Annotated in this window: 13 protein-coding genes; 11 read left to right on the top strand and 2 right to left on the bottom strand. The window is 57.3% G+C overall.

What is annotated here, in order from left to right; translation table 11 throughout:
* The first annotated feature begins 38 nt into the window (after positions 1-38).
* The 4 genes from IBX51_RS04035 (at position 39) to IBX51_RS04020 (ending at position 4,389) form a co-directional block, all read left to right on the top strand.
* A complete protein-coding gene (locus IBX51_RS04035) occupies positions 39-527 on the top strand; it encodes a chemotaxis protein CheW (RefSeq protein ID WP_291828943.1) in 489 nt (162 codons plus the stop codon).
* 66 nt (positions 528-593) lie between these two features.
* Positions 594-986: a DUF2802 domain-containing protein gene (locus tag IBX51_RS04030; protein WP_291828941.1), complete on the top strand. Its 393-nt coding sequence runs from the start codon at positions 594-596 to the stop codon at positions 984-986.
* Positions 987-1,012: 26 nt separating this feature from the next.
* A complete protein-coding gene (locus tag IBX51_RS04025; protein ID WP_291828939.1) occupies positions 1,013-3,289 on the top strand; it encodes an ATPase, T2SS/T4P/T4SS family in 2,277 nt (758 codons plus the stop codon).
* Entirely contained in the window at positions 3,286-4,389 is a 1,104-nt protein-coding gene (locus IBX51_RS04020; protein WP_291828937.1) for an AAA family ATPase, read from the top strand. Before IBX51_RS04025 ends, IBX51_RS04020 begins: the two co-directional genes overlap by 4 nt.
* Here IBX51_RS04020 and IBX51_RS04015 read toward each other — a convergent pair.
* Positions 4,375-4,692: an EscU/YscU/HrcU family type III secretion system export apparatus switch protein gene (locus IBX51_RS04015; protein WP_291828936.1), complete on the bottom strand. Its 318-nt coding sequence runs from the start codon at positions 4,690-4,692 to the stop codon at positions 4,375-4,377. The genes IBX51_RS04020 and IBX51_RS04015 overlap by 15 nt on opposite strands.
* Positions 4,689-6,065 (bottom strand): flagellar hook-length control protein FliK, encoded by a 1,377-nt coding sequence (locus tag IBX51_RS04010; RefSeq protein WP_291828934.1) that lies wholly within the window; start codon positions 6,063-6,065, stop codon positions 4,689-4,691. Before IBX51_RS04010 ends, IBX51_RS04015 begins: the two co-directional genes overlap by 4 nt.
* A 153-nt stretch (positions 6,066-6,218) precedes the next feature.
* Between IBX51_RS04010 and ccmA the strand changes: the two genes are divergently transcribed.
* The 7 genes from ccmA to IBX51_RS03975 are packed head-to-tail and all read left to right on the top strand — an operon-like array spanning position 6,219 to position 11,680.
* Entirely contained in the window at positions 6,219-6,854 is a 636-nt protein-coding gene (ccmA, locus tag IBX51_RS04005; RefSeq protein WP_291829023.1) for a cytochrome c biogenesis heme-transporting ATPase CcmA, read from the top strand.
* Positions 6,847-7,572: a heme exporter protein CcmB gene (ccmB, locus tag IBX51_RS04000; RefSeq protein ID WP_291828932.1), complete on the top strand. Its 726-nt coding sequence runs from the start codon at positions 6,847-6,849 to the stop codon at positions 7,570-7,572. The genes ccmA and ccmB overlap by 8 nt, the downstream gene beginning before the upstream one ends.
* 57 nt (positions 7,573-7,629) lie before the next feature.
* Complete coding sequence (gene ccmC / locus IBX51_RS03995) at positions 7,630-8,373, top strand: heme ABC transporter permease CcmC (RefSeq protein ID WP_291828930.1); 744 nt, start codon at positions 7,630-7,632, stop codon at positions 8,371-8,373.
* Positions 8,374-8,376: 3 nt separating this feature from the next.
* The gene (gene ccmD / locus IBX51_RS03990) at positions 8,377-8,613 is read left to right on the top strand and encodes a heme exporter protein CcmD (RefSeq protein WP_291828928.1); all 237 of its coding nucleotides are present in this window, start codon (positions 8,377-8,379) and stop codon (positions 8,611-8,613) included.
* A 14-nt stretch (positions 8,614-8,627) separates the two neighbouring features.
* A complete protein-coding gene (gene ccmE / locus IBX51_RS03985; protein WP_291828926.1) occupies positions 8,628-9,107 on the top strand; it encodes a cytochrome c maturation protein CcmE in 480 nt (159 codons plus the stop codon).
* Positions 9,108-9,140: 33 nt separating this feature from the next.
* Positions 9,141-11,147, top strand: coding sequence for a heme lyase CcmF/NrfE family subunit (locus tag IBX51_RS03980; protein ID WP_291828924.1), 2,007 nt, complete (start codon positions 9,141-9,143; stop codon positions 11,145-11,147).
* The gene (locus tag IBX51_RS03975; protein ID WP_291828922.1) at positions 11,144-11,680 is read left to right on the top strand and encodes a DsbE family thiol:disulfide interchange protein; all 537 of its coding nucleotides are present in this window, start codon (positions 11,144-11,146) and stop codon (positions 11,678-11,680) included. The genes IBX51_RS03980 and IBX51_RS03975 overlap by 4 nt, the downstream gene beginning before the upstream one ends.
* Positions 11,681-11,745: the final 65 nt, after the last annotated feature.

Below are 11,745 nucleotides of genomic sequence, written 5' to 3'. Positions count from 1 at the left end.
CAGGTTGCCCGCCGGGCAGCCGAGAAGGAGACAGCGTTATGGCATCCCCGAGCGGACAAGTGAATCAGGCCCATGATGATCAGGTGCTGCAGTATGTGACCTTTCGTCTGGATGACGAAACCTATGGCATAAACGTCATGCAGATTCAGGAAGTACTGCGTTACACGGAGATTGCCCCGGTACCGGGTGCCCCGGATTACGTATTGGGGATCATCAATCTGCGGGGCAATGTGGTGACCGTTATTGATACCCGCCGGCGCTTTGGCCTGGCGGACGCAGAAGTGACCGACGCCACCCGGATTGTGGTGATGGAATCTTCCAGTCAGGTCATGGGCATTCTGGTGGATTCGGTGGCCGAGGTGGTCTACCTCAAAGCCAGCGAGATCGAAACCGCACCCAACGTGGGGAACGAGGAAAGTGCCAAGTTCATCCAGGGCGTGTGCAACAAAAACGGCGAGCTGATCATTCTCGTCGAATTCGACAAAATGTTGTCAGACCACGAGTGGGCTGAAATCGCAACACTGTAGAGGCCAGCCTCACACAGTGCTCCCGGTGGACGTCTTTCGTGGTAACAAACAAGGGAGACGTCTGTCATGAGTTTTACTATTCCGTCCTGGCTTCCCTGGAGCCTGACCGCAGTGGCCATTGGCCTGGTGTTGTTACAGAGCATCAGTCACGGTCGTCAGATCAAGGCGCTGCGCTCGTCCCTTAAAGAACGTTGTGACACACTGGGTCGTGAACTCCACGCCACGGCTAGCGGCAGTATGGGGGTAGGGCAGAGACTGGTCGCCAGTGAACGACAGTTGCATGAGCTGCGCAACGCACTGGATGAGATGCGCCAGAACGACCCGCTCAGAATTTCCTATGATGAAGCCGCCCGGCTGGTTGATCTTGGTGCCGATATCGACGATCTTATGAATACCTGCGGGATCTCCCGCCCCGAGGCCGAGCTGGTTTCCGCACTGAAGAAACGTCAGGCGGCCTGATCCGACGATGTTACGGATGCTGCTGAATGAAAAACCTCTATCCGAGGGCCATTGAGGCCCTCAATGCTGTAGACCGCCAGGACTTTGTCTCCGGTGCTGATATTGGCCCTTCCATCACCGGGCATTCCATTCCTCGGGAAGAAACCGTCTATCACCTGCTGGGACTGTGTCCGGAAATAGAACCGGATCATGTGGTTATGCATGTGGGTGGTGGCTCAGGGTATCTTACTGCCGTTCTCGCTGGGTTAGCTCACCGGGTGTTCTATGTTGATCGCAACATGGCCGTCGCTGATAAGGCCCGGCAGCGCTTCTTCAGGAATGGCAACCACAATGTGGATGTAATTGCAGCTTCCGTCGGCGATGACTTGGCCGCGGATGAGTTGTGTGACCTGATTATCTGCACCACGTTTTTGGCCGATCCTTCAGTCTTGGTCACCGCTTTGCGAGAGGGTGGCAAGTTGGTTTGCCTCGAAGGCCGGGCGGGACCGGTGCCCAGTCTTGCGATGTTCCAGCGTAGCGGAACCCGTATCGAAAGACTGAGAACCCTGGGCTGGGTAGACTTCAATCGCAATGCCGAACAGATTCTGATTGACCTCGGCCTGGTTACCGATGCGGTGCTTGCCCAGGCTCGAACAGAAGCCGCCGCCAAGAACGAGCGGGTTCTGGATGTGGTTCGGCGAAAACTGAACCTTGAAGAAATAGACCTTTATCGGTCGCTGGCACAGCAACGCGGCATGATGTTCAACGATGCCGACGAGGTGCTGGGCACTCTTCAGCCGGAACTGTTCCGTCGTTTCTCCCGGACCTTTCTTGATCTGTCGCGGATGATTCCGGTGGCTGAGGAGGATGGCAGCCTGACGGTTGTCACCGATGACCCGGATGCACATACCGACCAGTTGGAACGACTGACACCCAATCATCGCATCACTTGTTTGCTGGTCACGCCAACGGACTTCCGCAGAATCTGGTCTGCGCTGGACCTGACGGTTAAAGGTAGCCGCTTTGTCGCCGAGCACGGTAAAACGGCGCCCCGGCATGACGACACAGGCGCCAAGGATTTGCTTGGTGAAGAGCGGGGCAACAAACACATCAGCCCGTACCTGGTGTCGGTGTATGAGGCTATTCTGCTGGACGCTGTCAGTGAAAAGGCCAGCGACATTCACATTGAGCAATACGAAAACCGGGTTCGTATCCGGCTGCGGGTTGATGGCGATCTGCGCGATTTGCCCCAGTACCAGCTTTCAACCCGAGAGATTCGGGGTGTTATCAATGTCATCAAATTGCGCGCGGAACTGAACATTGCCGAGCGCCGTTTGCCGCAGGGCGGGCGCTCGCGTTTGCAGTTGGGCACCACCTCCTACGATCTGCGGGTTCAGACCCAGCCGTCGTTGCACGGCGAGAACGCCATTATCCGATTGTTGCCCCAAACCGGGCGCGCTATGACCATCGCAGAATTGGGTATGTCGCCGGCCATCGGTTCCCGCTACCAGCGTTTACTCGATAACCCGGCGGGCCTGGTTCTGGTGGTCGGGCCGACCGGGTCGGGTAAGTCGACCACCCTTTACGCTGGCTTGCAGACTCTGGCCGATGACGGACGCCGTAAAGTGATCACGGTGGAAGACCCTATCGAATACTCCATTGATAACATTCAGCAAACCAGGGTGCGCTCGGACATCGGCTTTAGCTTCGCCGATGCCATGCGATCCTTTGTCCGGGAAGATCCGGATGTGATTCTGGTGGGTGAAATTCGCGATCAGGAAACGGCCCTGGAAGCCATTCGGGCATCCCAGACCGGTCACGTGGTGTTGTCCACGTTACACTGCAACGACGCCGTGGATTCGCTGCAGCGCCTTTACGACTTGGGGATTCACCCCAACTCCATTGCCGGAGAGCTACTGGCTGTTATCGCTCAGCGTCTGGCGAAACGAATCTGTCCGCATTGCCGGAAACCGGCCAAACCTGATCCGGCCATTCTGGCAGAGGTGTTTCCCGATGGCGCCCCAGCCGATTTTCATTGCTTTACCGGCGAGGGGTGTGACAAGTGCAATGGCAGGGGCACGCGAGGTCGGGTTGCCATCGTCGAGTACATGGAAGTAGACGCCGACATCCGAAACGCCATCTCCAGTCAGCCGCCGATTGGCGAATTACGTTGGCGCGCCCTCGACGCCGGTCTGATTACCATGCGGGACAGCGCATTGGATCATGTGATTGAAGGCATTATTCCGCTGTCGGAACTTCCGCGCATCCTCCCCCGAGAGCGCATGGCACCGGAAGTTCGTGGTGGCCGCAGGAGTCGCGAATGAAACATAACACACCAAAAGCCCGGTCTGCGCAGCGGGAGCCGGCAGAAGTTACCTACCGCGAAGAACTCGACAAACTGATTTCGATGGATCCGGGCCCGGTGCCACCCGGCTGGCAGATGTCACCACGCGGTGTCGAAAAATTCCTGCTGGGTGATGAGAAACTGGGCATCGAACGCAAGTTTGTGGCGGATCGTGCCATGGTGGTGCGGATTATTATCTCGCTCTGCACCAGCCGAGGTTGCCTGCTGGTGGGTGAGCCGGGTACGGCAAAATCCTGGTTGTCTGAGCTGCTGGCGGCGGCCATCTCTGGCAATTCCACGCTCACCCTGCAAGGGGGTGCCATTAGCCAGGTCAGCCAGCTGCTGTACAGCTGGAACGAGGCCATCCTGCATGCCGAGGGGCCAACCCGCAACGCTCTGGTGCCGACGCCGTTGCTTCGGGGCATGATGGAGGGGCGCCTGGTTCGATTTGAAGAAATCGCACGCTGCCCACAGTCCTTGCAGGACGCCTTGCTCTCGGTGTTGTCAGATCGGGTGGTGGTCATTCCAGAATTGTCAGGCGACGATGGTGTCATTCTGGCGCAAGAAGGCTTCAACCTGGTGGCAACGTCAAACAGCGTAGATGAAGGCGTCCACCGAATGAGCGCTGCCCTCAAGCGACGGATGGCATTTGAGGAAATTCGCCCTATTCGCCATCTGGCCGACGAAGTGGCCGTGGTATTGAGTGAAGTTGCCAAAGCCAACCGGCGCGCAGGTGTCGATGTTGCGATAGAACCGGCGGTGGTTGAGGTGTTGGTCACCTTGTTTCACGAGCTCCGAAACGGCCAGACCCTGGACGGCAGAAGTACCGACCGCCTGGCCGGGGCCGCCCTGTCAACGGCCGAAGCGGTGTCGGTCGCCCATGCGGCAAGTTTGAATGCCTGGTATTACGGCGGTGGGGCGATGACAGTGGAGCATCTTATGCACCACATTATTGGCTCTGCGTTAAAAGATCAGCCGGATGACCGGCGTCGTCTGAAGCACTATTTTGAGACCGCCGTTGCGCCCAGAAAAGGCGACCATTGGCAGCAAGTCTGGGCACTGCGCTCACTGATCAACTGACCGCGCACCGTCTGTGGGCCGGGTATCTTCGGGTGTCCGGCCTCGAATGTGAAAGGCGAAGGCCAGTATCTCTGCAATAACTCTGTAAAGCTCTTCCGGAATTTCCTCATTCAGCGAAAGCCTGGCCAGAATGCCCGCCAGCTCGGCGTTCTCATAAAGCGGGACCTCATGCTCCCTGGCAATTCGAATGATTTCCTCGGCCAGTTCCCAGGTGCCGGTCGCGGTGATCACGGGCGCTCGTTCGCCGTCGTATTTCAAGGCTACGGCTGCCGGTGTATGAGTGTCTGCGCGTTTCTGTGTCATGCCTTGGTGTCTACCAATCGGTGTTCCAGTCGGGTTTGTACCTGCTGTGGACTGCCACGCCGGCAATCGAGCTCTTTTACTTCAAGCCCCAGGTCAGTGAGGCTTTTTCTCAAAAGGGGCAGTTCCTGGTGCACCTGTCTGAGTGTCGTTTGCTTCTCTGCCCAAACCTGAGCGCTAACCGACGGGTATCTGAACGACACGTCGAAGTGCAGCGGGCCCGCTTCATCCAGATCCATGGACAAGGACAGGCGCCACTCACTCATGGCCGACCGCGCAGGGCGACCGGTCGAGTCATCTTGCCGGTATTGCTCCAGTCGGAGCTGGGCGAGCCGGGGTTCCTGTTGGGGGGTTAGCCATGGCAATTCTACCAGCAGTGTGTTGATGGGTGTGCCGGGCTCGGCACCGGCCCTGGCGGTCAGCACCTGGCTGTGTAGCTGGTTTACAGTGATTCGGTTCAACATACCGGCAAGCAGGCGTAAGGTCTGCCCGACCGATGCCGGCTCACTGTTGCTCTGAGCCTGGGCTGAAGTCAGTTGAGGGAACTGAAGGGGTGCTTGCACCAGGTCGTGACTGGATAGTGGTGTTAATCGGTTGAATTGCTCCGGGCCCTGTCCCTGAGTGGTCAGAAGCGCGCTGACAATGCGCGCCAGCGACAGCTTGAGATCGGGCAGGGCGGCGGCGGACAGCCCGGATTGTAACAGCCGTGACTCGGCAAACAGGCCGCTTTCGGATAACCACTGCCTGACTTGCTGGGCCGACCCGTCTGCCTTGCCGGTACCTGGTAACAGGCCGTCTGACTTCATCAGGTTGTTGAGCAGCCCTTGCAAGTTTTCCCGAGCAACCGAGGGCAGTGGCTGTGGCTGGCCCTGTGATGGCAGTTGCCCTGGTTTGGGGTCGGGTTTCAAACCTGTGGTCATGGACTGTAAAAGCTGGGACAGGCCGGTCTGCAGATTCTGTTGCCAGGGCAGACGTTGCGCCAGCGCGCGGGCTATACTGGCATCCTGGCCCGGGGCCAGTTTGCCTATCAGCTGCAATTCATTACCCGCCCGCATCACTTTGATCAGATCACCGACAGACAGCTCTGGCGGCTTTGCGCCGGCGGAAACCGCAAGGCTCTGGCCACGCAACTCCAGAATGAGCTCGTGCCCGCCACCTTTTTGCTGCAGAACTTCGGCTACTCGCGCCAAGGTTGTTTCATTGTTGCTCAGGCGAAGTCGCAACAGTTGCTGCTGGGCCGACGGCTGTGGCTCGGGTCGTTGGCCAGGAGGTGCGTCTTGCCGGACCCTGGAATTGGCCTGAGCGGTGTCAGTCGGGCTCGCGGGGGCACCGGGCGTTTTGATCGGTGGTTGTTCGCCGTTCAGCTTCATTGTCATCGATTTGATGTCCGGCAAGAGTAATCCGGGACCGCTTTCGTTATAATACGGCGCGCTGGCAACGAATGCCTTGAATTCATGTTGGCACGTTCGTGACCTTCGTCCATACATCCGATGCTTGCTGTGCATCCTTCGTGCTGAAACGGGGCCATGATGTCCGAGCCTTTACTGCAGGCAGTTGATCTCGAATGCGAGCGAGATGAGCGCCTGTTGTTCCAAAACCTGTCGTTTTCCATAGTGCCCGGTACGCTGACCCGTGTCGAGGGTCCTAATGGTTCTGGTAAGACTACCCTGTTGCGGATTCTGGCGGGCCTGAGCGATGCCTGGACCGGCCAATTGCTTTGGTGTGGAAGGCCCAGGGCACACGACCGAGAATCCTTTTATCGTAACTCTCTGTACCTTGGCCACCGCCCCGGCATCAAACCGTTATTGACTCCGATGGAGAATCTGCGGGCATTGATGGCTGGTCGTTGCCCGGTGGCTGACGAGGTGCTGGCGCAGGCCTTGGCGGGTACCGGCCTCGCCGGATATGAGAACGTACCTTGTCGTAACCTCTCCGCGGGTCAGCAGCGCAGGGTGGCACTGGCTCGATTGTTGATTGCGGATGAGCCCTTGTGGTTGCTGGATGAAGTGTTTACGGCCATTGATGCAGAAGGCGTCAAAGCGATCGAAGCCTTGCTCCAGCAACGAGTTGAGGAGGGTGGTGCGGTGTTGGTTACCACCCACCATGATCTGCAGTTACCAGGTATGCAACGTATCCTGCTGGGTGGAGGGCAAGCGGATGAGTAGTGCAGGGCGTACGCTCGTCAAACCCATTGAGCAGGGCGTGGGTCCGCTCAGCGCAATGTTGGCTGTGTTTTCCCGGGATGTGCGGGTGGCATTCCGGCAGCGGCAGGATTTGCTGAACCCTCTGTTGTTTTTTGTGATGGTGGTCACTTTGTTCCCTCTTGGTGTTAGCCCGGAAGTGTCATTTCTGCAGCAGTCCGGAGCTGGTATTCTGTGGGTAGCAGCGCTGTTGGCTGTTTTGTTGTCGCTGGATCATTTGTTCCGGCACGATTTTGACGATGGCACACTGGAGCAATTGGTGCTGCAACCGCAGCCTCTGTTCCTGCTGATTTTGGCCAAAACCCTGGCGCACTGGATACTCACCGGGCTGCCACTGGTCCTTTTGGCTCCGGTTCTGGGAGTCATGGTGCACCTGGACGGGAACTCTATTGTGATTTTGTGTCTAACGCTGCTGATCGGTACACCGGTACTCAGTCTGATCGGTTCTATTGGCGCCGCGTTAACACTGGGATTACGATCTGCCGGCGTGCTCTTGTCATTGCTGATTATTCCGCTGTACATTCCCGTGCTGATTTTTGGCACTGGAACCGTAGCCGCGGCTGGAGAAGGGGCATCGGTAGGCGGTTATCTGGCATTGATGGGTGCGTTTCTGGTGCTGGCTTTGACGCTGGCGCCCTTTGCAGCGGCAGCAGCGTTACGGATCAGCATGTCCAATAGCTGACGGCCAGGGCCGTTCTGCTGGACAATTAACAGTTAACACAAAGACGGTGAACAACTGATGTGGCAATGGTTTCACAAATTGGGATCCCCAAAGTGGTTTTTCGGGATCGCAACCCGGTTGATGCCCTGGCTATTGATTGGCGGATTGCTTTTGCTGGCGGCGGGTTTGGTCTGGGGCCTGGCATTCGCGCCCAAGGATTACCTGCAGGGTAACAGTTACCGAATTATTTTTATTCACGTGCCAAGCGCCTTCCTGGCTCAGTCCATCTACATCAGCATGGCAGTGGCAGCGCTGGTTACTCTGGTCTGGCGCATGAAGCTTGCGGATGTCTTTGTCAAGGCCATCGCGCCGGTCGGATTGGTCTTCACCTTTCTTGCTCTGTTTACCGGGGCGGTCTGGGGTAAGCCAACCTGGGGTACCTGGTGGGTTTGGGATGCACGGTTAACCTCCATGCTCATTCTGTTGTTTCTTTATGGTGGTGTCATTGCCCTGGATCGCGCGATCAACGATGAAAAATCCGCTGCCCGGGCCGTGGCTGTGCTGGTGTTGGTGGGGGTGGTGAATATCCCGATTATCAAATACTCCGTAGACTGGTGGAACACCCTTCACCAGCCGGCCACCTTCAAATTGACCGAGAAGCCAACGATGCCCATGGAAATGTGGCTGCCGTTGCTACTCTCGGTGCTGGGCCTCTACCTGCTGTTCGGCTGGCTGACCTGTTTGAGAATGAAGACCGAAATTCTGGTTCGAGAGCAAAGAACCCGGTGGGTTAAAGAACTGGTCCTGGCAGGAGGGAAGTAACCGATGGCATTTGATTCTTTATCAGCATTTATTGTGATGGAAGGCCATGGACCGTACGTGTGGGCCTGTTACGCCGTTTTCGCCGTGCTGCTTGGCGGCATGATGCTGTGGTCGGCCAAGCGCAACCACTCAGTGATCGAAGCCTGCCAGCGCAGATACGAAGCCGACGCAAAGACGTCAGCGCAGCCAAATCGAAACGCATCGGCAACCTTTGCCCGTGTTGAAATTTCTCAGGACTGAAGAGCAGGTAATTCATGCATCCGATTCGTAAAAAACGATTGACCATCGTGTTGTTTCTGGTCGCGGGCCTTGCCATCGCTGTGGGCCTGACCACCTATGCGCTTCGTCAGAACATTAACCTGTTCTACGATCCCAGCGATATTGCCGCCGGTAACGCCCCGGTGGATGTTCGTATTCGTGCCGGTGGTATGGTTGAAGAGGGTAGCGTGATTCGCGATCCGGATAGTCTGAAGGTCGAGTTTCGGGTGACTGATTTCGCGGCCTCGTTGCAGATGGAGTACGTGGGTATACTGCCGGATCTGTTTGCAGAAGGGCAGGGCGTTGTGGCCATGGGCCGGATGAATGCCAACGGCCGCTTCATCGCAGACCAGGTACTGGCAAAGCATGATGAGCAGTACATGCCACCGGAAGTGGCTGAGGCTCTGGAGCGCGCCTCAAGAGGTCAGCACAAGGCTGCCGATCTGGAGAAAGCTGCGGAATCCACCGCGTACTAACCAATTGCACCATTCCCCTGCTGGAGGAACCCGATGTATCCAGAACTCGGACAGCTTGCACTGATCATTGCGCTGTTGCTGGCAGTACTTCTCTCTGTCGTCCCACTGGCTGGCGCTTTGACCGGCCGTGATAGCCTGCAGGCGTTTGCCCGCCCGCTTTCAGCCGGTATGTTTGTGTTTACCGCCTTGTCTTTTGCTGTTCTCACCCATGCCTTCATGGTGGATGACTTCTCGGTCGCCTATGTGGCGCACAACAGTAACAGCATGCTGCCCTGGTATTATAAGTTCAGTGCGGTCTGGGGTGGCCACGAGGGCTCGCTGCTGCTGTGGATCTTGATGTTGGCAGGCTGGACCCTGGCTGTGGCAATTTTCAGTCGCAAACTGCCATCGGTAATGGTGTCCCAGGTCTTGTCTGTGATGGGCATGATCTGCGTCGGTTTCTTCCTGTTCATCGTCATTACCTCTAACCCGTTCGAGCGAATCTTGCCGAACATTCCTGCCGATGGCAGTGATCTGAACCCCTTGCTGCAAGACATCGGCCTGATTCTGCACCCACCCATGCTTTACATGGGGTACGTCGGCTTTTCAGTGGCCTTTGCATTTGCAATTGCAGCGCTGATCAATGGCAAGCTTGACGCTGCCTGGGCTCGCTGGTCTCGGCCCTGGACAACCGTTGCCTGGTCTTTCCTGACGCTGGGTATTGCTCTGGGTAGCTGGTGGGCCTATTACGAACTTGGCTGGGGTGGCTGGTGGTTCTGGGATCCGGTCGAGAACGCCTCTTTGTTGCCCTGGCTGTCTGGAACGGCTCTTATGCACTCGCTGGCGGTGACGGAAAAGCGTGGCGTGTTCAAAAGCTGGACCGTGTTGTTGGCCATTGTTACGTTCTCGTTGAGCCTGTTGGGCGCTTTCCTGGTTCGATCGGGTGTGCTGACCTCAGTACACGCGTTTGCCTCCGATCCGGAGCGGGGCTCTTTCCTGCTGGCGTTATTGGGAATAACCGTGGTCGCCAGCCTTGTGCTGTATGCGTTCCGGGCCCCGGTGGTTCATGTTCGCGCTCGTTATGACACGCTGTCTCGTGAAATCTTTTTACTACTCAACAACGTGTTGCTGGTGGCTGCAACGTTGTTGGTGGCGATAGGCACTTTGTACCCGCTGGTTCTGGACTATCTGAACATGGGCAAGTTGTCGATCGGTGAGCCATTCTTTAATGCCACTTTCAGTCCGATGGCGGTGGCTGCCGGGTTGCTGCTCGGTGCGGGCATTTTCTCGCGCTGGAAAAAAACCGATGGTGGCTGGCTCGCTCGTAAATTGCTGTGGCCATTGGCCGTCAGTGTGATTGCAACCACCGCCGTTATGTTGATATACGGCAGCTTTACGCCCTGGGCCTTTGCCGGCGTATTTGCGGCGGTTTGGGTTACGGTTGCCACCGGTTGGGACCTTTGGGACAAGTCGTCATCCCGCCACGGCCGCTGGCATGGCTTGAAGCGCCAGTCGCGAAGTTATTACGGCATGGTGTTCGGGCATCTTGGCCTGGCCATGGTCATTGCGGGTGCAACCGTGGTGTCTAACTATGGCATTGAGCGGGATGTACGCATGGTGCCGGGCGACACAGCGATGGTGGGTGACTACGAGGTGGTGTTCAAGAGTATCGGCGACCGTCGCGGTGCGAACTTCACCGCCGAATACGGCGTTTTTGACGTCTTCCTCGACGGTAAGCATGTGACGGAGCTGCGCCCCGAGAAGCGCCATTACCTGGTGGGTATGAGTGTGATGACCGAGGCAGATATCGATGCAGGCTTGTTCCGCGACGTGTTTATTGCAATCGGCGAGCGTATTTCCGAAGAAGCCTGGGCCATTCGACTGCAATACAAGCCGCTGGTTCGCTGGCTGTGGCTGGGTTCCCTGGTCATGGCGATTGGTGGCTTCCTGGCGATTGCCGACAAACGCTACAGGATTCGCGTGCGTTCAGAGGCTAAGGTTGCGTCGTCCAATCAAGATGCAGGCACCGCAAGTGGCAAACCCGCAGAGGCCGGGGTATGAAAAGGCTCACACTGTTTCTGCCCCTGATCCTGGCGCTGGGCATCGGTATATTCCTGGCCTCCGGCATTGGCAAAGATCCCACCGAGCTGGAATCTGCGCTGATTGGCAAGCCGGTGCCGGAGTTCACTCTGGAAAACCTGCGTGAGCCCGGTGAATCGCTGGATAGATCCTTGTTTCTTGGCCAGGTGTCGCTGCTCAATGTCTGGGCTGAATGGTGCCCCGCGTGCTGGGATGAGCATGATGACCTTATGTGGCTGGCTAATGAGAAAGGCGTTCGGATTGTCGGGCTCAACTACAAGGACCAGAGAGAGAACGCATTTCGCTTTCTGGGTCGTCTTGGCGATCCCTACCAGACGATCATCTTCGATCCCCGGGGCTCCCTCGGGTTTGATCTTGGGGTCTACGGCGCGCCTGAGACATTCGTGATCGACGCCGAGGGCATTGTGCGGTATCGCCATGTTGGCGTGGTTAATGAACGGGTATGGAAAGAAATCCTGCTACCTGTGGTCAATCGGGCAGAGAGGGACAGCTGATGCGGTTTATGCCGGTTATTCTGATGGCACTTCTGGCGTTTGCCGGTACGGCACAGGCACAGGCA

It is taken from the genome of Marinobacter sp., from assembly GCF_014859525.1.
GTDB lineage: Bacteria > Pseudomonadota > Gammaproteobacteria > Pseudomonadales > Oleiphilaceae > Marinobacter.
This window is presented reverse-complemented; position numbering and strand designations above follow the sequence as displayed.

Coding starts and splice junctions, on each gene's coding strand:
- IBX51_RS04035 (WP_291828943.1), top strand. CDS start 39: ATGGCATCCCCGAGCGGACAAGTGAATCAGGCCCATGATGATCAGGTG.
- IBX51_RS04030 (WP_291828941.1), top strand. CDS start 594: ATGAGTTTTACTATTCCGTCCTGGCTTCCCTGGAGCCTGACCGCAGTG.
- IBX51_RS04025 (WP_291828939.1), top strand. CDS start 1,013: ATGAAAAACCTCTATCCGAGGGCCATTGAGGCCCTCAATGCTGTAGAC.
- IBX51_RS04020 (WP_291828937.1), top strand. CDS start 3,286: ATGAAACATAACACACCAAAAGCCCGGTCTGCGCAGCGGGAGCCGGCA.
- IBX51_RS04015 (WP_291828936.1), bottom strand. CDS start 4,692: ATGACACAGAAACGCGCAGACACTCATACACCGGCAGCCGTAGCCTTG.
- IBX51_RS04010 (WP_291828934.1), bottom strand. CDS start 6,065: ATGACAATGAAGCTGAACGGCGAACAACCACCGATCAAAACGCCCGGT.
- ccmA (WP_291829023.1), top strand. CDS start 6,219: ATGTCCGAGCCTTTACTGCAGGCAGTTGATCTCGAATGCGAGCGAGAT.
- ccmB (WP_291828932.1), top strand. CDS start 6,847: ATGAGTAGTGCAGGGCGTACGCTCGTCAAACCCATTGAGCAGGGCGTG.
- ccmC (WP_291828930.1), top strand. CDS start 7,630: ATGTGGCAATGGTTTCACAAATTGGGATCCCCAAAGTGGTTTTTCGGG.
- ccmD (WP_291828928.1), top strand. CDS start 8,377: ATGGCATTTGATTCTTTATCAGCATTTATTGTGATGGAAGGCCATGGA.
- ccmE (WP_291828926.1), top strand. CDS start 8,628: ATGCATCCGATTCGTAAAAAACGATTGACCATCGTGTTGTTTCTGGTC.
- IBX51_RS03980 (WP_291828924.1), top strand. CDS start 9,141: ATGTATCCAGAACTCGGACAGCTTGCACTGATCATTGCGCTGTTGCTG.
- IBX51_RS03975 (WP_291828922.1), top strand. CDS start 11,144: ATGAAAAGGCTCACACTGTTTCTGCCCCTGATCCTGGCGCTGGGCATC.